This is a genomic window from Cedecea sp. NFIX57 (assembly GCF_900177785.1).
Lineage (GTDB): Bacteria > Pseudomonadota > Gammaproteobacteria > Enterobacterales > Enterobacteriaceae > Cedecea > Cedecea neteri_C.
Genome location: NZ_FXAS01000028.1, coordinates 38039 through 61244 on the forward strand (window position 1 = coordinate 38039; position 23206 = coordinate 61244).

At 51.4% G+C, this 23206-nt stretch carries 14 protein-coding genes, 1 other RNA gene and 6 pseudogenes; 8 read left to right on the forward strand and 13 right to left on the reverse strand.

What is annotated here, in order from left to right; genetic code table 11:
• Positions 1-19 precede the first annotated feature (19 nt).
• The 5 genes from B9Y90_RS20105 to B9Y90_RS20125 all read left to right on the forward strand — a co-directional run bounded on the left by B9Y90_RS20105 (position 20) and on the right by B9Y90_RS20125 (position 6665).
• A complete protein-coding gene (locus tag B9Y90_RS20105) occupies positions 20-1426 on the forward strand; it encodes a TolC family outer membrane protein (protein ID WP_085542306.1) in 1407 nt (468 codons plus the stop codon).
• The gene (locus B9Y90_RS20110) at positions 1423-3630 is read left to right on the forward strand and encodes a type I secretion system permease/ATPase (RefSeq protein WP_085542307.1); all 2208 of its coding nucleotides are present in this window, start codon (positions 1423-1425) and stop codon (positions 3628-3630) included. Before B9Y90_RS20105 ends, B9Y90_RS20110 begins: the two co-directional genes overlap by 4 nt.
• Positions 3631-3637: 7 nt before the next feature.
• On the forward strand, positions 3638-4801 hold the full coding sequence (locus B9Y90_RS20115) for an HlyD family type I secretion periplasmic adaptor subunit (protein ID WP_139827425.1): 1164 nt from the start codon (positions 3638-3640) through the stop codon (positions 4799-4801).
• A 116-nt stretch (positions 4802-4917) separates the two neighbouring features.
• Positions 4918-5281: a transfer-messenger RNA gene (gene ssrA / locus B9Y90_RS20120) on the forward strand.
• 184 nt (positions 5282-5465) lie between these two features.
• Positions 5466-6665, forward strand: coding sequence for an integrase domain-containing protein (locus B9Y90_RS20125; protein WP_085542309.1), 1200 nt, complete (start codon positions 5466-5468; stop codon positions 6663-6665).
• An 11-nt stretch (positions 6666-6676) separates the two neighbouring features.
• On the opposite strand, the gene B9Y90_RS20130 is transcribed toward B9Y90_RS20125, so the two are convergent.
• From B9Y90_RS20130 to B9Y90_RS20140, 3 genes and pseudogenes are all read right to left on the reverse strand, one after another.
• Complete coding sequence (locus B9Y90_RS20130; protein WP_085542310.1) at positions 6677-8095, reverse strand: hypothetical protein; 1419 nt, start codon at positions 8093-8095, stop codon at positions 6677-6679.
• Positions 8096-8787: 692 nt separating this feature from the next.
• Positions 8788-8946: pseudogene (locus B9Y90_RS20135) on the reverse strand (phage polarity suppression protein); the annotation flags it as partial.
• A gap of 99 nt (positions 8947-9045) precedes the next feature.
• Positions 9046-10559 (reverse strand): IS3 family transposase gene (locus B9Y90_RS20140; RefSeq protein ID WP_139827423.1). Its coding sequence is split into 2 segments (ribosomal slippage): positions 9046-10106 and positions 10106-10559, totalling 1515 coding nucleotides; the frame shifts between segments, so codons are not numbered across the junction.
• A gap of 62 nt (positions 10560-10621) precedes the next feature.
• Between B9Y90_RS20140 and B9Y90_RS20145 the strand changes: the two are divergent.
• A pseudogene (locus B9Y90_RS20145) lies at positions 10622-11097 on the forward strand (phage portal protein); the annotation flags it as partial.
• Positions 11098-11129: 32 nt separating this feature from the next.
• On the opposite strand, the gene B9Y90_RS20150 reads toward B9Y90_RS20145, so the two are convergent.
• The 9 genes and pseudogenes from B9Y90_RS20150 to B9Y90_RS20200 all read right to left on the reverse strand — a co-directional run bounded on the left by B9Y90_RS20150 (position 11130) and on the right by B9Y90_RS20200 (position 18329).
• Positions 11130-11798: a retron system putative HNH endonuclease gene (locus B9Y90_RS20150; RefSeq protein WP_085542312.1), complete on the reverse strand. Its 669-nt coding sequence runs from the start codon at positions 11796-11798 to the stop codon at positions 11130-11132.
• Positions 11795-13456, reverse strand: coding sequence for an AAA family ATPase (locus tag B9Y90_RS20155; RefSeq protein WP_085542313.1), 1662 nt, complete (start codon positions 13454-13456; stop codon positions 11795-11797). The genes B9Y90_RS20150 and B9Y90_RS20155 overlap by 4 nt, the downstream gene beginning before the upstream one ends.
• Positions 13453-14388: a retron St85 family RNA-directed DNA polymerase gene (locus B9Y90_RS20160; RefSeq protein WP_085542314.1), complete on the reverse strand. Its 936-nt coding sequence runs from the start codon at positions 14386-14388 to the stop codon at positions 13453-13455. Before B9Y90_RS20160 ends, B9Y90_RS20155 begins: the two co-directional genes overlap by 4 nt.
• A gap of 390 nt (positions 14389-14778) precedes the next feature.
• Positions 14779-15621, reverse strand: a complete 843-nt coding sequence (locus B9Y90_RS20165) for a DUF2207 domain-containing protein (protein WP_085542315.1) — start codon at positions 15619-15621, stop codon at positions 14779-14781.
• Positions 15621-15824: a multidrug ABC transporter ATPase gene (locus B9Y90_RS20170; protein ID WP_085542316.1), complete on the reverse strand. Its 204-nt coding sequence runs from the start codon at positions 15822-15824 to the stop codon at positions 15621-15623. The genes B9Y90_RS20165 and B9Y90_RS20170 overlap by 1 nt, the downstream gene beginning before the upstream one ends.
• A gap of 283 nt (positions 15825-16107) precedes the next feature.
• Positions 16108-16295: pseudogene (locus tag B9Y90_RS20175) on the reverse strand (DinI-like family protein).
• Positions 16296-16326: 31 nt separating this feature from the next.
• Positions 16327-16514 (reverse strand): annotated as a pseudogene (locus B9Y90_RS20180) (hypothetical protein).
• A gap of 570 nt (positions 16515-17084) precedes the next feature.
• A pseudogene (locus B9Y90_RS20195) lies at positions 17085-17799 on the reverse strand (IS1 family transposase).
• Positions 17800-17978: 179 nt separating this feature from the next.
• The gene (locus B9Y90_RS20200; RefSeq protein WP_085542318.1) at positions 17979-18329 is read right to left on the reverse strand and encodes a helix-turn-helix domain-containing protein; all 351 of its coding nucleotides are present in this window, start codon (positions 18327-18329) and stop codon (positions 17979-17981) included.
• 335 nt (positions 18330-18664) lie between these two features.
• Between B9Y90_RS20200 and B9Y90_RS20205 the strand changes: the two genes are divergently transcribed.
• Together B9Y90_RS20205 and oqxB are read left to right on the forward strand one after the other, a co-directional pair.
• Positions 18665-19843 carry an efflux RND transporter periplasmic adaptor subunit gene (locus B9Y90_RS20205; RefSeq protein WP_085542319.1) on the forward strand — a complete coding sequence of 393 codons (1179 nt, stop codon included), beginning with the start codon at positions 18665-18667 and terminating at the stop codon, positions 19841-19843.
• Positions 19844-19866: 23 nt separating this feature from the next.
• Positions 19867-23019: a multidrug efflux RND transporter permease subunit OqxB gene (gene oqxB, locus B9Y90_RS20210; RefSeq protein WP_085542320.1), complete on the forward strand. Its 3153-nt coding sequence runs from the start codon at positions 19867-19869 to the stop codon at positions 23017-23019.
• Positions 23020-23101: 82 nt separating this feature from the next.
• Here oqxB and B9Y90_RS20215 read toward each other — a convergent pair.
• A pseudogene (locus tag B9Y90_RS20215) lies at positions 23102-23206 on the reverse strand (IS200/IS605 family transposase); the annotation flags it as partial.

A 23206-nucleotide genomic window follows, 5' to 3' on the forward strand; every position in this document is an offset into this window, starting at 1 on the left:
CATTTATTAGGGAAAAAATATGGGAAAATTACAGCCTGTTGCGTTATGGCTGGCTTGCGGTCTGTTTTCACATCAGGCCTGGGCCGACGATGCGCCTGCTTCTATTACGACTCAGGGCCTGGCTCAACAACAAGAGCTCCCCTCACTCGATGGCTCCACCGCCCTCCCGCTGAATGCCCCTGCGCCCGGAATCTTAACGCTGAACGATGCGGTGAACCGCTCGGTCACCTGGCACCCCAGTATTCGCGAAGCGATTGGCAAGCTTTACGGCCAGTCCGAACAGATCAACGTCGCCAAATCGAAGTACTACCCGCAGATCAGCGCCGGCATGAACAACGGTTACACCAATACCTACACCAACAGCGGCTACAGCCCGTCGCTGGTGCTTTCCCTGTCCCAGATGCTCTATGACTTCGGCAAAGTGGCGAGCCAGGTCCGCGCGGAAACCGCCGGAGAAGCCCAGGCCCAGGCCAACGTCCTGGTGAGCATTGATACCGTGGGGCACGACACCGCCTCAGCGATGGTGCAAGTGCAGCTCTGGCAGCAGATGGTCGACATCGCCAGAGAACAGCTGGACGCGCTGACCGCCATTGGCCGCCTGACTCAGGAGCGGAACGACCAGGGCGCAACCTCAATGTCCGATGTGGTGCAAACCGACGCGCGTATCGAGTCCGCCCGCTCGCAGCTGATCCAGTACGAATCTAATCTGGACAGCACCCAGGCCACGCTGATGAGTCAGCTCGGCTGGACCAGCCTCAACAAAATCAGTCCCGATTTCCCGCAGAAGCTGAATAACAGCTGCAACGTGGCGAAACCGGACGACCGCCTGGTGCCGGCCGTCCTCGCGGCCTGGGCGCAGGCCAACGTGGCGCAGGCCAACCTGGACTACGCCAATGCGCAGATGACGCCCACCATCTCGCTGGAGCCGTCCGTGCAGCACTACCTGAACAACAACTACTCCGGCAGCGAAGTGCTGAACCGTACGCAATACTCGGCGTATATCCGCGTCGAAATGCCGATCTACCAGGGCGGCGGCCTGACGGCGCGCCGCAACGCCGCCAGCCATGCGGTGGAGGCTGCCCAGTCCGGTATCGACCGGGTTCGCCTGGACGTTCGACAGAAGCTGCTGGAATCCCGCAGCCAGGCCATTAGCCTCGCCACCGCGCTCCAGGTGCTGCAGCGCCAGGAACAGCTGAGCGCCCGCACCCGCGAGCTTTACCAACAGCAGTATCTCGACCTGGGCTCCCGCCCGCTGCTGGACGTGCTCAACGCCGAGCAGGAAGTCTTCCAGGCGCGCTTCGCCCAACAACAAACGCTGAGCCAGCTCCATCAACTGCAGCTTAACTGCCTGTATAACACCGGCAAATTACGCAACGCATTTGGTCTGGAACACCGCAACATCCAGTCCCTGGAGATTCAGCCATGAGCCAGACAGCCTCTCCCGCCGGGGAGTTTTTAAGCGAACAGGCCCTGACCCAATGGGCCCACGCCATCAGTCACGTTGCCGGGCACTACCGCGTGGTGTGCTCGCCCGGCACCATTCAGGCCAACGCCCCGTGGTTCAAGGACAAAACCCAGGTCGCCGCCCTGACCCAGCTTTCGCGCCAGGCGGGGCTGTCCTTCCACCTGCTTGGCAACACTGAAAAAGCGATCTCCCAGTGGCGGCTACCGGTGGTGGTGGATTTAGCCGACGGCCAGATTGCGGTGATCGAACAGTTTGACGGCGAAGACACCGTGGATATCTGCTATTTCGACGATGAACGCCACACCAACCGCCAGTCGCTCAGTAAGCTGCTGCCGGAGATCCGCTTTGTGGCGGCCCTGCGCCCGCTGTCCGCCCTGAAGGACAGTCGCGTGGATGCCTATATCTCTCGCTTCAGCCCGGACTGGATGAAAGAGCTGATCATGCTGGATATTCGCCCCTACGGCCCGGTAATGCTGGCGGCCTTTTGGGTGAACGTGCTGTCGCTGGCCGGGATCCTGTTCTCGATGCAGGTGTACGACCGGGTGATCCCGGCCCAGTCGTACCCGACGCTCTACGTGCTGGCAACCGGCGTGCTGATCGCCGTGGTGTTCGGCTTCATCCTGAAAGTCACGCGCAGCAACATCATGGACGTGCTGGGCAAGCGGGCCGACATGCGTATTTCGGATCGCGTCTTTAGCCATGCCCTGCGGCTGCGCAACAGCGCCGTGCCCCGCTCCACCGGCAGCTTTATTTCTCAGTTGCGCGAGCTGGAGCAGATCCGCGAGATGATCACCTCCTCAACCATCTCCACGATTGTCGATCTGCCGTTCTTTATTTTGTTTGTTGGTGTGCTGGCGATCATCGCGCCGCAGCTGGCGTGGATCGCCCCGGTCGCCGCCATCGTGATGGTGCTGCCCGGCCTGCTGCTGCAGAAAAAGCTGGCCACGCTGGCCAACCAGGCCGCGCACGAATCCACCCTGCGCAACGCCGTGCTGGTGGAAAGCGTGCAGGGCCTGGAGGACATCAAGCTGATGCAGGCGGAGAACCGCTTCCTCCAGCAGTGGAACAGCTACATCCGCATCACCGCCGAATCCGGCCTGAAAACCCGGGAACTTACCCAGGGCTTAATCAGCTGGGGCATCACCATTCAGAGCCTGGTATTTGTGGTGGTGGTGCTGTTTGGCGCGCCGCTGGTGATTGAAGGTGAAATGACCACCGGGGCAATGGTCGCCGCCTCGATGCTGGCCTCAAGGATGATTGCCCCGATGGCCAACCTGTGCGGCGTGCTTGCCCGCTGGCAGCAGGTCAAAGCCGCCAAACAGGGGCTGGACAGCATCATGCAGCTGCCGGTAGAAACCCAGCGCGATGAAAACCTCATCCACAAGGACATCCTCCACGGCCACTATCTGTTTGAAAGCGCCCAGTTCAAATACCACAGTGAAGATCCGCGCATTCCGCTGCGTATTGCCCGCCTTGAGATCCAGCGCGGCGAGCGCATTGCCGTACTCGGACGCAACGGCGCGGGGAAATCCACGCTGCTGCAGGCGCTTGCCGGCGGCGTCGATCTTGCCAGCGGCGAAGCCCGGCTCGACGATCTCGCGATGTCGCAAATCGACATGGCGGATCTGCGGCGTAACATCGGCTTCCTGAGCCAGAACGCCCGGCTGTTCTACGGCACGCTGCGGGAAAACCTCACCCTCGGCGCCCCGCACGCCAGCGACGACGCGATCTTTGAGGCGCTGGACGTGAGCGGCGCGAGCAGCTTTGTGAAGCACCTGCCGAAAGGGCTGGATCACGCCATTATGGAAGGCGGCAGCGGGCTTTCCGGCGGGCAGCGCCAGTCGATCCTGCTGGCGCGGATGCTGCTGCGTTCGCCCAACATTGTGCTCCTCGACGAGCCAACCGCCTCGCTGGACGACCACACCGAACGGGAGTTTATCCAGCGACTTAACCAGTGGCTCGGCCACCGCACGCTGGTGGTTGCCACCCACCGCGTGCCGGTGCTGGAACTGGTGGAACGCGTGCTGGTGCTCAAAGATGGCCAGCTTGTGATGGACGCACCGAAGGCGCAGGCGCTCGGCGCCGCAAGGCCTGCTCAGGCTCAGGCCCCGGCCGCCGCCCAGACACCACCGCGGGAGTGGAACAATGAAAACCAGTCAGCATGACGTCACCATGGATGACCCGGACATCCAGCGCGAAAGCGAATTCTCCGGGGCGAGCCGTATCATCCTGCTCATCACGCTGCTGCTGGTTTTGTCTGGCGTCTGGGCCTGGTTTGGCACGCTGGATGAAGTCTCCACCGGCACCGGGAAAGTGGTGCCCAGCTCCCGCGAGCAGATTTTGCAGTCGCTGGACGGCGGCATAGTCACCGAACTGCTGGTGCACGAGGGCGACAAAGTGCAGGCCGGGCAAATTGTCGCCCGCCTCGACCCGACCCGCTCCGAGTCCAACGTCGGCGAAAGCACGGCCCGCTACCGCGCCTCTCTGGCCTCCAGCGCGCGGCTTTACGCGGAAGTGAACGACCAGCCGCTGAAGTTCCCGGACTCGCTGAAAGCGTTCCCGGACCTGCTCGCCTCCGAAACCCGGCTGTATAAAACCCGCCGGGCGCAGCTGAACGACTCCGAAGCCGAGCTGCGGGACGCGCTGACGTCGGTCAACAAAGAGCTGGATATCACCCAGCGGCTGGTGAAAAGCGGCGCGGCGAGCCATGTAGAAGTGCTGCGCCTGCAGCGGCAGAAAAGCGACCTGGGCCTGAGAATTACCGACCTGCGATCGCAGTATTACGTGCAGGCGCGCGAGGCGCTGTCGAAGGCCAATGCCGAAGTGGACATGCTGGACGCCATCATCAAGGGCCGTGAGGATTCGGTGAACCGCATGACCGTGCGCTCCCCGGTGCGCGGCATCGTCAAGAACATTCAGGTGACCACCATCGGCGGCGTTATTCCGCCGAACGGCGAGATGATGGAAATTGTGCCGGTGGACGATCACCTGCTGATTGAAGCGCGGCTCTCCCCGCGCGACATTGCCTTTATCCACCCGGGGCAGCGCGCGCTGGTGAAAATCACCGCCTACGATTACGCCATTTACGGCGGGCTGGAAGGCACCGTGGAAACCATCTCCCCGGACACCATTCAGGACAAGGTGAAGCCGGAAATCGTTTACTACCGGGTGTTTATCCGCACCAGCCAGGACTACCTGGTGAACAAAGTGGGCCATCACTTCTCCATCTCCCCGGGGATGGTGGCCACCGTGGACATTAAAACCGGGCAGAAAACCATTGTTGAGTACCTGATCAAGCCGTTCAACCGCGCCCGCGAGGCGCTGCGCGAACGTTAATTGCCCGCCTATCCCGCTGGTGCTGAAGGCATTTTGTACGATTAGCACTCGGCGGGATTTCTCTTCAGACGGCTGGTCACGCGCGTAATAAATCTGTTATACTCGCCAAACACATTGGGGCTGATTCTGGATTCGACGGGATTTGCGAAACCCAAGGTGCATGCCGAGGGGCGGTTGGCCTCGTAAAAAGCCGCAAAAAAATAGTCGCAAACGACGAAAACTACGCTTTAGCAGCTTAATAACCTGCTCTGAGCCCTCTCTCCCTAGCTTCCGCTCTTAAGACGGGGATCAAAGAGAGGTCAAACCCAAAAGAGATCGTGTGGATGCCTTGCCTGGGGTTGAAGCATTAAAACTAATCAGGATAGTCTGGTAATGGCGTGTCTGTCCGCAGTTGCCCGGCGAATGTAAAGACTGACTAAGCATGTAGTACCGAGGATGTAGAAATTTCGGACGCGGGTTCAACTCCCGCCAGCTCCACCAAATAATGATCCGGATGTGTCCGGTGAAGTACAGAAAGCCCGCATGGCACAAGCCCTGCGGGCTTTTTTGTGTCTGCCGTTGTCCGAGGGCATCCGGCTAAATCCAGTGTTTATTGGTATACGTTTTGGTATACGGTAGGATGTATACCTAAAAGCGTATACCAATTCATGAAGGAGCGGCCACAGTGGCACGGACAACTCGCCCCCTAACCAACACCGAAGTTCTGCGCGCGAAAGCGTTAGAGAAGGATCTAACGCTGCATGATGGTGATGGGCTTTTCCTGATAGTGAAAACTAGCGGCAAGAAACTCTGGCGCTTTCGCTATCAACGCCCAGCAACAAAACAGCGGACTATGATGGGACTTGGTGCTTTTCTTGCCCTTTCTCTTGCTGATGCCCGAGGGTTAAGAGCAGATTACCTTGCCCTATTAGCCAACGGAATCGACCCGCAAATTCAAGCTGAAGTTGCAGAGGAACAGCAGCAAATCGCTCTGGACAGTATTTTTTCGACGGTCGCCGCTAACTGGTTCCAGCTCAAAAGCAAAAGCGTTACCCCTGATTACGCTAAAGATATATGGCGTTCACTGGAAAAAGACGTATTTCCAGCTATCGGTGAGACCCCTGTCCAGCAAATCAAAGCCCGAACACTGGTTGAAGCCCTTGAACCGATCAAAGCACGTGGGGCGCTGGAGACAGTTCGTAGACTGGTACAGCGTATCAACGAAATAATGATTTATGCGGTTAACACTGGCTTGATTGATGCCAACCCCGCATCAGGTATTGGTATGGCTTTTGAGAAACCCAAAAAGCAAAACATGCCGACGTTGCGACCAGAAGAATTGCCTAAGCTGATGCGTTCGCTAGTCATGTCAAATCTATCTGTTCCGACTCGCTGTCTTATTGAGTGGCAACTCCTGACGCTCGTGCGCCCTTCTGAGGCTTCAGGTGCTCGATGGGCTGAGATCGATCTCAATGCCAAACTCTGGACAATTCCAGCCGAACGAATGAAAGCTAAACGTGAACATATAGTACCTCTATCTACACAGGCGTTAGAGATTCTAGAAGTGATGAAGCCAATCAGTGCTCATCGCGAACATGTTTTTCCGAGCAGGAACGACCCCAAAAAATCAATGAACAGCCAAACGGCAAACGCTGCCTTAAAACGCATAGGCTATGGAGGTAAGCTTGTTGCTCATGGTCTACGTTCTATAGCGAGTACAGCTCTTAATGAAAATGGTTTTAATCCAGATGTAATTGAAGCAGCATTAGCACATTCGGATAAGAATGAAGTAAGACGTGCATATAATCGTTCTACCTATTTAGAACAACGTCATGAGTTAATGAATTGGTGGGGTTGTAAAGTTTGCCCTACCAATTCATTATAAGATAAAACAGATCATACTTTACCGGGGTATGTTTTAAACATACTCCTTAATACGTCAAATGTCTGTTCACCTATGATTGAAAATTCTTTAATCATTTCCATTAAGTTATTTCGGCTAATCAAGAAAATATACAAACCTTGATCTTTCGATATTTCTTTCACTCTATCAAGATACTTTTCCTCGGCAGAATTTTCGCAGAATATTAAACCTATCTTAGAATTACATTCTTCGACTTTTCTAAGTGTAGTATAAATATGTCCCTCGTTCAATTTATGCTGAGGATCAATGACATTTACAACTATCAACTCTGAAATAATGTTGTACACTGAAAAATCGAAAAAGAAACCTTTCTTAGCCTCATTAATTAATGAAAAGAAACAGCACTGTTCATCCTCACTTATTAATTTGGGGTAAAACAAGCTAGGATAGAAGATTGAAATCAATATTTTATTGTATGCTTTAGTGTAATTACTAAAGTCGTTGTTTTTAATTGATAAATCAATATCTTTCATTAGATCTTTTATGGGGAGAATTACAGGATCTTCATCCTTATCAAAATCACTATGCGCTAGAGGATTCGGAGGATTAATCTCCAGCTCTTTTTTATATTCTTTCAAGGTGTTAGGGTATTTTACGAGCTGAGATTCGATAAATCCCTTAGTCTGACCATACTCATCAATGATACTTGTTGTGGTAACAATCCGCTCCCCTTTAAGCACTTTAACTAATGCCGAGCCAGAGCTTATCAATTCCTTTTTCATTTCCGGAATAATATGCCTCCGATATAAATCCCTATGTGAATAGATTATCTCTTCACGTGCGAGTATCTTAGGAATAAGGATAATTTCCTCGCCTTCATAAACAGGGAGATGAAAACGATTTTTATGCCATTTACTACTAACCTTATCCCACGTTTTGACTTCTGAAACCTCTTTAGTCTCAATGCCGTAAAATATACAAATATCCTTTGTATATTCTATAAAAAAACCTTTGAGAATATTACAAACTGAATCCGATATTCGGTCAGAACCAATACCTGGGATAGTCAGAGCTGTATCTTCTAGATCAGTTAATATTCCTGATTTTGCAGCCTGACTACTCTTTAGAGAATCCAAAATATCTTCAGCAGTTTTTTCACCAAGAGCAGTTCCGGATGATTCTTTTGTTGAATATCCTAAATGAAAGGCATTGGTCTCTCTTAGTGATGACAATAAATAAGCAGCTTTTTTAAAATTATTATTCTTTATAGACGCCATTATTTCTGTAAAATAGTCTTGTAACGCGTAAACTAAATCCTGCCCCCATTGGGATTTTAAAACCTTTATAGATGTTGGATCTAAAAAAAACCTTAAATCAGTATGCAGAGGAATATCCAAAAAATCTAACGCTACTTGTCTGCCTTCAACTCCAAAAGCCTCTGAAAACCTCATGTAACACTCCTTTACAATAATCAACATAAAAACAAGAGCATTCTTATTTTTATAGCAAAGGTGGTTTAATCACAAGATCTTATGAATTGAGCAACAATAATTATCCCTATTTTTTGAAGCTGACGAACATTTCACGTTGCGTACAGAGCTTTCCCCGCCTCGCCTGCACGCCTCGTGGGTCTGTTTTAATGCAGTTGCTTTGCGAGGCTCAGGCTGCCACAGACTCGAATACGTCAAGGGAATAGCAGCTTTAGAAGCGACGTAATGAACGCCAGAATGACTAGTTTCCTCCACCGCCGGGCGGCCTTTTCTTGCACTTCTCCTGACCACCTCAGGGCTCTCCACGCCCTCGAACAGCACCGCACCACCCACCGACACTCCCGAGAAGCAGCGCAGCGACGCGCTCAGGCCGCGAAATTAAATATAATTAAATAAATACTTTACCGCTGGCGCGCAATGCTCTCCCCGCCAAGCCTGCCCGCTTCAGGGGGCGGTTTTAATGCAGGTGCATGAAGGGGCTCAGGCCGCGCCAGCACTGGTACGGCGGAGGGTGAAAAAATACGGGGAATAAATGCAAAACCATGCAGCATATGCATGCATGGTTATTTTTATTAAATAAAAGCGGATTTTCGGGGCGTTTTATACGGATTTTTTGCTGTTCTGCGCGGCCTGTTGCTGCATGAAAAACGGGCTCAGTGTCTGGCCTGATTATCTGTCCGGGATGCCCTGTCAGGCCGGAACCCGATGGCCGTCAGAATATCCCGGTCGTCCTCCGCATAATGCACATCAACCCCGCTTGCCAGATGAACGGATAAGGCTTCGCGGATACTGGCAGCAGCGCGGTCGAGGGCGCATTCCCTGCCGGACTTAAACCAGGAAATTTACGGTCTGCCGGAATACCTGTCAGCCATCCCCGGTAAGTGTCAAGGTAGTTGGCACCCCTGGTTAATTTACGCTGCCTGTTTTTCCCGTTCCGGGTTCAGCGTTACCGGACCTTCCGGTTGCCAGTTTCTTGTCTTTCCTGACCAGCGTTCCGGATGGGCCTTTTTCGCCTGACGATACAGCTCATCCCGTTGTTTCAGCAGCTTTCTGTCTTCTTCTCTGTGACTCTCTGCTGGCGTCACATAGCGTATCCCACTGTGGCGGTGCTCTTCGTTATACCACCACGTAAATTTATTCACCCAGAGACGGGCATCTTCCAGCGTTCTGAACCCCGATGATGGCCACTGCGGAACATATTTCAGCGTCCTGAACAGTGACTCTGCATACGCATTATCATTGCTCACCCGGGGTCTGCTGTGCGACGGCGTGATATTCAGCTCATACAGCTTCATCTGCAGGGTTTGGGATTTCATTGCCGCCCCGTTATCGGCATGCAGCACCAGGGGCTGACGCCAGCAACCTTCCCGTATCACGCTCCGGTGCATCAGCGCGGCGGCCTGCTCACCGCTTTCCGTCTCATGCACTTCATACCCGGTGATTTTCCGGCTGTACAGGTCGAGTATCATATACAGATAAAACCAGCGGCCACGGACTACCGAAGGTAGCCAGGTGATGTCCCGGGACCACACCTGACACGGGCCGGATGCAGTGAAGGTTGCCGGCGCTGATACCTTCTGCCGCCGGGTCTGACGTCCCCGGCTGTGCACCTCACCACTGCGGCGCAGTATCCTGTAAAACGTCGACTCACTGGCCAGGTAAAGTCCTTTATCAGCCAGTCGCGGTACGATTTGGGACGGGGGCAGGCTGGCGTACTCCGGTTCATGACAGATATCCCTGATCCGGTTTTCTTCCTCTGCACTCAGCTTATTAGGCGACACCGGCCTTACCGCATCCTGCCGCCGATCACGGGAAGAGCGCTGCCAGCGACGCCAGGTCCGAAGACTCAGGTTCACTTCACGACAGGCAATCTCAAGCCGGGCACCGGAAGCAACCGCTTCATTTATCCAGATAATGAACTGTCTGCGTTCATCCTCCGGGGTCATTCGTCCCCGTCGGTTTCCCCGTAGTAATCCGTGAGCTTTTTTCGCAGCACCAGTATCGCTGCCGCCTCCGCAAGGGCTTTTTCTTTACGGTGTAGTTCTTTTTCCAGTTGCTTAATTCTTTTCTGGCTTTGCTTCAGGGCAGCGTTATCACCGGGATTTTCAGTCTGTATAAAGCTCTGTTTCCACTGAGTAATCTGCTCAGGATAAAGTCCTTTTTTACGACAATACTCAGCGACTTCTGCCTCGCTGAGCGAGGCGGTTTCGACTATCACGGCAAAGCGTGCTTCTGCTGGCCACTGGTCGGGTGTTTCTTCTGCGCCGGGCACCGGTTTTCCTTCTGATTTAGCCTGATTACGCCAGTTATACAGGGTAGCTTCGGATATTCCTTCCATCTGTGCAACAGCGGCTACGGTCAGATTGTAGGGCGGTAGCAATTTGGCCAGTATGCTGGTTTTCCGTTCAGGGGAAATACGTTTCATTGGTCATTCCATCACCCTCAGTTTCTTTTTCAGAGGGGGTGACAACTATCCTGACACTGAGGGTCCCTTCCGCCCTGCTGAACGAGTCCGCCATGCTGTTCCGTCGCAAGTATTATATCAACGGCAGCCACGCGGGCTTCATCATGTACATGACCGACGCCGCCCAGAACCAAGAGGACGTGAACAACATCCGTCAGGCCATGAAAGCGCCAAAGGGCCCGGCAACTTCCGCAACCTGTTTATGTACTCGCCCAACGGCAAAAAGGACGGCATTCAGATCATCCCGCTGTCAGAGGTCGCGGCTAAAGATGAGTTTCTGAACATCAAGAATGTGAGCCGGGACGACATGATGGCAGCACACCGCGTTCCGCCGCAGATGATGGGGATTATGCCGAGTAATGTCGGGAGGTTTGGGGATGTGGAGAAGGCGAGTAAGGTATTTGTGAGGAATGAAGTTATACCACTACAGCAAAGAATCTGTGAAATCAATCAATGGCTAAACGACGATATAATTAATTTCAAAGAATATTCGATGTAGCATTAAAGAGTCTCACAATGAGACTCTTTAATTTAAGGAAGCATCGTATTAAAAACATCACGTAACGCAGTAGAGAATGGTCTAGGGTCAATTTCCTTATAATATTCATCTCGAAGATCATTACGAATACTATCATCATAAAGCCCTTCTTCAATGAATTCTTCGGCAGTAGCAATAAATTTTTCTATCAATGACCATGTTTCTGATATTGCATTGATGCGCTCAGTCTTCACTCCACCTTTTTCACCATTTAGGTTGAAAACCCTTAAAGTAACCTCAGCTCTTCTTTGATCATCTCGTGATAATCCAGAACGAATATCCATATTTCCATTAATTGAAAAATGGAAAAAATGCGTTGGGTCATCATCATCAGCTTTGATTAGGTCTTGCTCTTGATAGTTCTGCTCATCTTTGTAAAAACCACAATGATTGCTTTCAGCACAAGAACCGAACAAATTTGACCATTCAAATGTTAAATGCCTATGTCGGCACCTACGCAAAAAGTGTTCGATATGCTTATCATCACTATTGTGAATGTCTATTTTCCGCTCACAATATGCACACCTCTTCCCTTGCATTTCAACTAAATCGGACCAAACTAATTTTTTATGCCGCCCTTTAAAAGCATTCCAGTCATGAATATTGTAATCAAACCCTGTTAAAACACCAGGACCATTTGGATTTCTAACAAGGAATTTCATTGTTTAGATTCCTTATTTCCAGACTCACCTCGCACTTTATCTTTTAATTTTAAAACTCGAATAATGCCATCACATTCAAGTAGTAATGGATGATCTTCTCCATAATGTTTATCCAACTTTTTCCTTAACATTATGGCCTCATCCGAGTCCTGTAATCTATTTTCAATAAATTTCTTATAAGTGCTCAACCAAGCGACTTCTTTAACATTAGGTATAGGATCTGTTTTCATTCCATAAAGCAAAGCATAAGAATTCTTAGTACCTTTTGTTTGAGATGAGGGTAAGAGCACACGTAATTCCTTCCCACCCGTCGCAGGATTTTTTATCTCCTCAAGAATACGTAAGCATTTACTTGGAACTGTAGATACAATTTGAGGGCTATGAGTGGTAATAATGAATTGTACATTAGGAAATGTATACTGTAATTTTTCAATAATACTTTGCTGCCAGCTAGGATGTAAATGAAGATCAACTTCATCAATTAGCACTATGCCTTTGCCTTGAAGTGGATTGTTTAACTTAGGGTTTAGCAGTACCAAACGCCTTGTTAAATCACCCACTAATGTAAGTATCGTTTTCTCTCCCTGAGAGAGCTGCTGTGCATCTAATAACAAGTCATTCTTTACAAGAACCAATCGAACTTCATTTTTAGTATATTGAAGATCAACAGAGCTAATTTCAGGAAGGAAATTAATTATTGCCTTTTTAACATTTGTGACAATATCTTTTGAACGACTTAAACCTTCTACGTTTGGCGTAGACGGTAATGCGTTAAGAATCAATAACTTATTAGCAATTTGATTTTCTATATCTATTATAGTTCTTCGATCAACATCATTGAATGATTTCAAAACATCCAGAGATCCTTGAAGCCTTGAGATATCAGTAACAAGTTTTTCTCTTTCTTGTTTTGGAATCAAGGACTCCTCAGACGATGCTTTATTATTAATAAATATGAACCAATTTAAAAACTCTCCAAAGTCACGGCGATCAAATTCAATATCTTCATAAGCATCCAGTTTAGTCCATCGACGCACAGAATTATTAATATTTCTTTTATTATCGATACCTGCACCATTAGAGGATCTTGATACAGAATAATATGCAAGCACTGGCAGACTAACGTCTTCATGATATGAATTTACAACGCGAAAGAATGACGCCATCTCTTTTATGGAAAGCAACTCATTATTTCTTTTTTGCGACACACCATCTTTAACACGTGTAACTAAAATAGTTGACGTTATTTTTTTTAGCTTAAACTGCGCAGTTATTGCAGCATAAGTAACATCGTTGTGATTGTTAATATCACCATCTTTTATATGAAAACCACTTTTATCTTCTTTTTGAACATTTGCTCTAAACCAACTTAAAACAATAAATAATGCTTCAAGTATAGTTGTTTTACCGTATCCATTATCACCAACAAACACCGTTAATTTTTTGTCGATCGAGACAAAAAGATCCCTGACTCTTTTATAGTCTGAGATAGCAATTTTATTTATAAGAAAGGATGCATCTTCTAGTTCCTTATACAACAGAGATACTTCTTCTGGAACGTTCTCTTTACTGAACTCTAAACCATCTTCAGTTTTAATTGCATAAGATTGCAATAATGAACGGATGTTGTTCGGTGCTTTAGTGTACTTTGAGTTCACATCCCCTCCTCAGAAAAAAGCTCATGAATTACATCTTTCCCATATTTATTTTTCATTCTAGCAATAAAGCTAGGCTCTATATATAAAGCATGCCCAACAAAACCTTTGAGTTTTAAAATGTCCTCTTTAGGCAATATGCCAAGTGTATACTTATGAAGCAGCGCAGAAATCATCCTTTTCTTTTGCCTACCGAGCGAAATTTTTCCATCTACGGTTAATGTCACGCCTGTCACATGTCTATTGTGAGCCTTAGACGTAAATATAGTTTTTGATTCATTCAAAGATATGCCTTTAGCGCAAGATGATAAGGCAAACCGTACTACTTTCGGAACTTCAAAAAGTTTATTTTTCTCATCCGTAGAGAATGTAATATCATCAGCATATCTTGAATAGGAAATATTTCTGACAGCACACCAATTGCTTATATAAGCATCAAAATCATACATTACAAAGTTGCTAATAAAAGGTGACGACGGTGCCCCAACACTCAAAACGAGAGTTATACTTCTTTTTTTTCCTGGCTTCCAGAAAAGAATCCCTTCTAAAAAACTCTTATCTTCACCTGATAAAACCACCCCTTGAGAATTAATCTTATCAAATAAGAGAGCTGGTTTAATTTTATTGAAGAAATTCTGAAAATCCATTTTCAAGAGATAGGAATTTGCCATATGGATCTTAGCATTATCCTTAATCCCTATAGAAATTTTATAGGCTTTCGCTGCATCATGCACAATAAGCTTGGAGGATAAAATTTTCACAACCTCACGCTGTATTCGCTTAATCTCGCTCGTTGGTTGAGCGATTAGCCTGAACCCACTTTGTCGTTTAGAAATTGTGTAAACTTTGTATTTTTTAGGTGCAACACCAGATAAAAGCCTCAGCTCGTTAACGTTTATACCAAGTTCTTTGCTAACAGCTGATAAAATTTCCATAAACATTCCGGTTGTGAGGCCCGCTTGCGCGGGCCTAGCTCTTCACTAAAGACAGCGAAAGCGACGAATTTCGCCTTCGTAGACTATGGTAACAGCCATGGGATGCGAAGGCGGAATTCGTCGCTTTCGCAACCCTAAACTGACCAATAAATTAGAGCCTGGCTTATCGCCCGGCTAGAACGCAATGGTTCCCTAACGCTAAAGAGCATAGGAATACTAATGTTGCAACGAGCAAATAGCAAGCCGAGCGCGCGCTCGTATCCCCGCCACGCCTGCCCGCTTTGTGTAGTGGTTTTCATGCATCTGCAACAAATACGAAAAAGCCCGCCAGAACTGGCGGGCCTCAGCAAAAACGATCCTCAAACGATCATGCGATCTCATGCACTATAGTCATGCACCACTTTGTTCCGCATCGTCAGAAACTCTTCGCCTGCGAGTTGATGCCTTCCTGGCACCCAGCTTGCGACAATCTTTTCTGTCACGGTCTTCGTCTTCTTTAAATTTATTGTACGTTTCAGTGTCGAAAAATGAGATCGTTTCAACTTCATCTTTTGGAATCAACACCCGGAAATCCTGAATATTCAGGCGTGACATTCCACCAATTACACCGCTTTCAAGGTAGTGTTGATGGTAGTTGGTTGTGATGCTAATTGTGAGATCATCTTTATCACGGTACCCGCTCAATAGCGGCAGTATTTCAAGATGCTCTGATAATCCATTCTCAAGCGCCGGGCAAGTCACCAGACCTACGTAAATTTTTCTCGATGATAATGTCGCAATGATCGGAAATTGCCTAGCCGATGCTTCCATCAGGAGGGACTCAAAAGAGTTATTACCAACCGCCTTGGCCAGTGCATCCCATCTCCTGTCCCCTTTTGAGGTGCGGCGTTTATTGAGCCAGCCAAAAAGAGCAGCCAGAACGATTGATATCACAACCCATGCAATTTGTTTAATTTCATTAATACGCTGGGTTTTATCCGTCGTGGTAGACAGCATTCCATTGAAACTGTCTGTTGTGAGATTTAGTGCATTGGAGAGCCAACGAAAACCACCACTGACATTTAGCACAAAAGTGAGGAAACCACCCGCAAGGAAAAAAACAACGCCCCACGCAGCCACAAAAAAATAAGCGTCCCAACCATTGGAACGCTTATATCGATAGCGTGTTGAAAGCGACAGGTTTACGTATAGAAAACCACTAACCAAAATTACTGCCAGAAGCAATGTTGCCATTATCGGGCTCTTTTAACAGTGCTCGTTTTGATGCCTTCAAGCTTGTCCATCTGAGATCTGATGGCTTTCATTGCTTCTTCGTTGGACAAGTCTACGGACACAAAACCATCTTTACTCAGATTGAGCTTGTCCTGGTTCTCTTTAAGAACCCTTGCCAAACGTTCAACTGGATTCCCCAGCCTCAATGCGGCGATACTCGACATAACTCCTCCTTTTTATGGCGCGGAAGTGTACACTTCGTCGCCAGCAACCACAACATCAAATACCCTATAACTAGGACAACCGATTAAACCGTTGGTTGCGTGACTTAACTTAAGTTCATTGCCTACGATTGCGCAAGATGTTTCGATCTCAACATATTGCAATTGGTATATGTAGTGCCTTCATCGTTGAGTTGGCACTACCAGACCAAAAACTAACGCCTCGCAAAGCTCGTTGTTCAACCTCGCTGGCGTCAGAATCAGGTCCTGACGCTAGCAATGTTTCTTAATGCAACCAGCTATCGTCTTCCCGAACCTGCTGCATGATCTCCATCACACGCTTTTTCTCATCATCAAGTTTTAAACCGCATAACTTAACACCATTGGCGCCGCCCTTGCGAATACTGATGGCCGTTTTGGATAGAGAGAGGCGAAAATTTCGGTAAAGATCTGGTCCAGTGTTGCCTGGCTTATCCTTTGCTCTTATCGATCATGACACTCCCCGTTAGTTCATAACGTCCATATTTCTCCCGTATTCATGGCTACGGATTTTTGCCATCAGTTCGTCGGTAAGTTCAGAGACCCACTGTATGGCGAGTCCCTTTTCTTCCTCACTACAATCACTGCCCGCTACAATCTTTATAAAAAATCAATGCGTTGGAGCCTCAACGACTCCCAAAAATAATCCTGCATCTATCCTCTTGTCACTACATTGAATGCGACAACACTGTTCATATGCACAGTATATTGCCTATTTCGAAATGTAAAATGCTTTTTGAACTTTCAATTAGATAGCTCTGATGTAAAGTTCTCAGCTAAACAATGAGATGAGGAAAATTTAATGCGCAAAGCCTGCATAGAACTATCACAACCAGAAAGGATGGCATTCCTGGTATCCGGGGAGCTTGGGTACGGCAGGTGCCTGCACGCTGTCCAGCTTTCTCCACCCGATGAAACGACACCAGAACAGGAGCGATGGAAAAAAGCAGTGGCACGGTGCCTGCAAAAAGCAGCCGAACTAAAATACGATGTAACTCTGATACGCGGAAAAAGCCTTGCGGGTCTTTAGACAAAACCAGCCAAGCTGCGCAGTTTCTGCCTAGCTTACTCAGTACCACTGCCGCCATTTATCATCCTCCTGCAGCCGGTGATTACGATAAAAAATACGCATCCCGGCGCCAGAAGGAATACTGCCGCCCCGTAGTAACAGATCAATTTCAGAATCACTGCCGGCAAGGTTGCGTATTCAATATGTAGATTTGGTTATTGCAAATAATGCTCACGTTCGATGAATGTACCGATTATCTTGTCGTGCATTTCCGCTGATTTTGAATACCCCAGTGTCTTGCGATTCAGTCGTTTTAACCGGTTACGAAGGTTCAGGTTTTCTCGCTCGATCCGTTGGGTGTAAAGCTTGCCTGTGATGTGCTTCTTACCCGGCAACAGCTCATAAACACTGAAGTTATCTGTACACCAGAAGGCAACGCTGAAGCCCGACAGCAGCCCCAATAATTTACGCAGCGTCTTTCTACTCCGGCTCCCGAAAACGTGGGCAATAATGCGTTTCAGGCGAGGTTCCCAAGCATACCACAACCAGCGTTGTTGCTTTTTGTTGCCAATAAACGACCACATTTCATCAACTTCACAAATCAGCTGAATCCGGAGATTATCCAGCGGGAGTGCGGTTATACATCGTGGCGCGAGTTTTTTAAATTGCGAACAACAGCGTTGATGCTGATATGCAGCGCCCGTGCAGCATCGCGGATACCTGCGTTGTTCATCGCAAGGTCGACAATCTGTTCTTTCACGCCGGGCTGGCACGCGCGATAAGCATAATCGAGCTGGAAAGTACGGCGGCATGACTGGCACCGGTAACGCTGAAGTCCAGCTTTACCTAGTCCATGTTTTTTAACGGATTCGGTTTTTTAACGGATTCGGTCTGTTCACAAAACGGGCATTTTACGTCAACTTTAGCCATCAGATACACTCGAAAAATAGAGTGATTCTACGACATGATCAACATGTTGAATACGTGACCCATCGACTATATATTCATTTTGATTCAACAGACTGAACGCAGTTTTATTGTGATTTAAACATTAGCCTGCATCCCCCCAACCCGCCCGGAACAAAGAGCAGGCTGGAAGTCGACGTCTCTCAGGCCCCATACCGGTGCCCGGTGTGCGCCAGCTGCCGGCGCCACACGCCCGGCGCGATGCCATACTGGCGCTTAAAGCTGCGGTTGAAAGACTGCTGGGAGTCAAAGCCCAGGGAGATCGCCACGTTCAGAATAGGCTCTTCGGTGCGGCTCAGACGCTCGGCGGATTTTTTCAGCTTCTGCGCGCGGATGTACTCGCCGAGGTTGTAGCCGGTGTGCTGCTTGAAGATCCGCTGCAGGTGCCATTTCGAGTACCCTGCCCGCTCGGAAACGGTGTTGATGTCGAGGCGGCTGTCGAGATGGTTATCTATCCAGCCGAGTAAATCGTGCATGAAGGCATCGGTGCTCATTGTCTCTCCCCCCTGCGGGTTTGTTAAAAGCATCTTTATGAGTTGCATTTAAAGTTGACCTGCTTTTACCAAAATTGCAAGTTTTATTGTTACATTAAATCCTCGTTACAAATGGGCCTTTTCGCAAGGGCACAAATAGCACAGAAAGTGCAACAATTATTCTTGCACTTAGTTCTACGCCTTCCTACAATCGCCGCGATACTGTATTGGTAATTGATACACATTTTGTGCCGATGAGCGACACAAATGGCCTCAGGTCAGCCCGGACAAAGGAAGTGGCGCGGCATCCTCCGCTGCGTCTTGCCCGGCCGACTTCAACTATCGGAATAAGAATAATGAGCCTGCAAAAACATTGGGTTAGCCTTCATCTGCGCGCATTAGGGCCCGTCCTGCTTGCCATGCTACTGGCGGGATGCGATCGGAGCGTGGCGCAAAATGCCGTCCCGCAGGCGCCCGCCGTCAGCGTCGCAGACGTGGTGGTGAAACCCGTCAGCCAGTGGGACAGTTTTAACGGCCGCATCGAAGCGGTGGAAAGCGTTCAGCTCCGCCCCCGCGTCTCCGGCTACATCGACAAAGTGAACTACACCGACGGCCAGGAAGTGAAGAAAGGCGAAGTGCTGTTCACCATCGACGACCGAACCTACCGCGCCGCGCTGGAACAGGCGCAGGCGGCGTTGATGAGAGCCAAAACTCAGGCCAGCCTCGCCCGCAGCGAAGCCAACCGTACCGACAAGCTGATCGGCACCAACGTGATTTCCCGCGAAGAGTGGGAACAGCGCCGCTCGGCGGCCACCCAGGCGGATGCCGATATTCGTGCGGCGCAGGCGGCCGTTGACGCGGCCCAGCTCAACCTCGACTTCACCAAAGTCACCGCCCCGATCGACGGCCGCGCCAGCCGCGCGTTGATCACCAGCGGCAACCTGGTCACGACGGGCGACAGCGCCAGCGTACTCACCACCGTGGTGTCTCAGAAGACGGTTTACGCCTACTTCGACGTGGATGAGTCCACCTATCTCCATTACCAGAACCTCGCCCGCAGCGGCCAGGGCGCGTCCAGCGACCATAAGGCCCTGCCGGTGGAAATTGGCCTGTCAGGGGAAGAAGGCTACCCGCATCAGGGCACCGTGGACTTCCTCGATAACCAGTTGACCGCCAGCACCGGCACCATCCGCATGCGCGCCCTGCTGGACAATTCCCAGCGTCAGTTCACGCCGGGGCTGTTCGCCCGCGTTCGTCTGCCGGGCAGCGCGGAGTTCCAGGCTCTGCTGATTAACGACAAAGCGGTGCTGACCGACCAGGACAGAAAATACGTCTACATCGTGGATAAAGACGGCAAAGCCCAGCGCCGCGACATCACGCCGGGCCGCCTGGCGGCCGGGCTGCGCATCGTGCAGCAGGGGCTGAACCCGGGCGATAAAGTCATCGTCGACGGGCTGCAAAAAGTGTTTATGCCGGGGATGCCGGTGAACGCGAAACCTGTCGCGATGGCCGCCACCAGCGCTGCCGTTAACTGATCCCTTACCAGAGAATCCGACGCATGGACTTTTCCCGCTTTTTTATCGACAGGCCAATTTTTGCCGCGGTGCTGTCGATTCTGATTTTTATTACGGGGCTTATCGCGATCCCGCTGCTGCCGATCAGTGAATACCCGGACGTCGTCCCTCCCAGCGTACAGGTACGCGCGGAATACCCCGGCGCCAACCCGAAAGTGATCGCTGAAACCGTGGCGACGCCACTGGAAGAAGCAATCAACGGCGTCGAAAACATGATGTACATGAAATCCGTTGCCGGCTCCGACGGCGTGCTGGTCACCACCGTGACCTTCCGCCCGGGTACCGATCCGGATCAGGCGCAGGTTCAGGTGCAGAACCGCGTTTCCCAGGCCGAAGCTCGCCTGCCGGAAGATGTGCGCCGCCTCGGCATTACCACCCAGAAGCAGTCCCCGACGCTGACCCTGGTAGTGCATCTGTTCTCGCCGAACGGCAAGTACGACTCGCTGTATATGCGTAACTACGCCACGCTGAAGGTGAAAGACGAGCTGGCGCGCCTGCCGGGCGTCGGGCAGATCCAGATTTTCGGCTCCGGCGAATACGCCATGCGCGTGTGGTTAGATCCGAACAAAGTGGCGGCCCGTGGGCTGACGGCCTCTGACGTGGTCACGGCGATGCAGGAGCAGAACGTGCAGGTCTCTGCTGGCCAGCTCGGTGCCGAGCCGCTGCCAAAACCCAGTGACTTCCTGATCTCCATCAACGCCCAGGGCCGGCTGCACAGCGAAGAAGAGTTCGGCAACATCATCCTGAAAACCGCCCCGGACGGCTCGCTGGTTCGCCTGCGTGACGTGGCGCGTATTGAGCTGGGCTCAGGCAGTTATGCCCTGCGCTCCCAGCTTAATAACAAAGATGCGGTCGGGATCGGTATCTTCCAGGCACCCGGCGCCAACGCCATTGACCTGTCTAACGCCGTGCGCGCCAAGATGGCCGAGCTGTCCACGCGCTTCCCGGAAGACATGAAGTGGGCGGCACCTTACGACCCAACGGTCTTCGTGCGCGACTCCATCCGGGCGGTGGTGCAAACCCTGCTGGAAGCGGTAGTGCTTGTTGTGCTGGTTGTGATCCTGTTCCTGCAAACCTGGCGCGCGTCGATCATCCCGTTGATTGCCGTCCCGGTGTCAGTGGTGGGCACGTTCAGCATCCTCTATTTGCTGGGCTTCTCGCTGAACACGCTGAGTTTGTTCGGGCTGGTACTCGCCATCGGCATCGTGGTGGACGACGCCATCGTGGTGGTGGAGAACGTCGAGCGTAACATCGAAGAAGGGCTTGCCCCGCTGCAGGCGGCGCATCAGGCCATGCGGGAAGTTTCCGGGCCGATTATCGCCATCGCCCTGGTGCTGTGCGCGGTGTTCGTGCCGATGGCGTTCCTCTCCGGCGTAACCGGGCAGTTCTACAAGCAGTTCGCGGTGACCATCGCCATTTCGACGGTGATCTCGGCGATTAACTCCCTGACACTCTCCCCGGCGCTGGCAGCCCTGCTGCTGAAGCCGCACGGGGCGCCGAAAGACATGCCTACCCGCCTGATCGACCGCCTGTTTGGCTGGCTGTTCCGCCCGTTCAACCGCTTCTTCCACCGCAGTTCGAACGGCTACCAGGGGCTGGTCAGTAAAACTCTCGGCCGTCGTGGCGCGGTATTTGCGGTATACGCCCTGCTGCTTTGTGCCGCCGGGGTAATGTTCAAAACCGTGCCGGGCGGATTTATCCCTACCCAGGATAAGCTCTACCTGATCGGCGGCGTGAAAATGCCGGAAGGCGCTTCCCTGGAGCGCACCGACGCGATGATCCGCAAGATGAGCGAAATCGGCATGAACACCGAGGGCGTGGATTACGCCGTGGCCTTCCCCGGCCTCAACGCGCTGCAGTTCACCAACACGCCGAATACCGGCACGGTGTTCTTCGGCCTGAAGCCGTTCGGTCAGCGGAAACACACCGCGGCGGAAATTAACGCCGAGATCAACGCCAAAATCTCGCAGATCCAGGAAGGCTTCGGCTTCTCAATTCTGCCGCCGCCGATTCTGGGCCTGGGCCAGGGCTCCGGCTACTCGCTGTATATCCAGGACCGGGCGGGCTTAGGCTACGGGGCGCTGCAAACCGCGGTGAACACCATGTCCGGCGCGATCATGCAGACACCGGGGATGCACTTCCCGATTTCCAGTTACCAGGCAAACGTGCCGCAGCTGGATGTGCAGGTAGATCGTGACAAAGCCAAAGCCCAGGGCGTGTCGCTGACCGATCTGTTCGGCACGCTGCAGACTTATTTAGGTTCGTCCTACGTGAACGACTTCAACGAGTTTGGCCGGACCTGGCGCGTGATGGCCCAGGCCGACGGGCAGTTCCGCGACAGCGTGGAAGACATCGGCAACCTGCGCACCCGCAACAGCCAGGGCGAAATGGTGCCGATCGGCAGTATGGTGAAAATCACCACCACCTACGGGCCGGACCCGGTGATCCGCTACAACGGCTACCCGGCGGCGGATCTCATCGGGGATGCCGATCCACGCGTGCTCTCTTCCGCGCAGGCGATGACTAAACTGGCTGCCATGTCCGGCCAGGTCTTGCCAAACGGGATGAACATCGAATGGACGGATCTGAGCTACCAGCAGGCAACCCAGGGCAACACGGCGATGATCGTCTTCCCGGTGGCGGTGCTGCTGGCCTTCCTGGTGCTCGCTGCGCTGTATGAGAGCTGGACGCTGCCGCTGGCGGTGATCCTGATTGTGCCGATGACCATGCTGTCCGCGCTGTTTGGCGTCTGGCTGACCGGGGGCGATAACAACGTGTTCGTGCAGGTCGGGCTGGTGGTGCTGATGGGCCTCGCCTGTAAGAACGCCATCCTGATCGTCGAGTTCGCCCGCGAGCTGGAGATGCAGGGCAAAGGGATCATGGAGTCGGCGCTGGAGGCCTGCCGCCTGCGTCTGCGCCCTATCGTGATGACCTCCATCGCCTTTATCGCCGGGACAATCCCGCTGATTCTGGGTCACGGTGCGGGCGCGGAAGTGCGCGGCGTGACCGGGGTGACGGTGTTCTCGGGCATGTTAGGGGTGACGCTGTTTGGTCTGTTCCTGACGCCGGTGTTCTACGTCACGCTGCGCAAGCTCGTGACGCGTGGGAAACAAGCAGGCGACACTCTGCCTGTCTGAATGGGATAACGGCAGGCGGCGTTGGGGCCGCCTGCCAAACACTTAAAAATCCTCATCCCATAATTCCAGGTGGATATCCACGTCATTCCTCTCTTACCCGGTGTGCCTTATATCCCCGTCCTTCAGGGCGGGGATATAAGGCACGGTTTTCCACCTAACCTGGTGTTTGCTGTTGCTCAATATATTG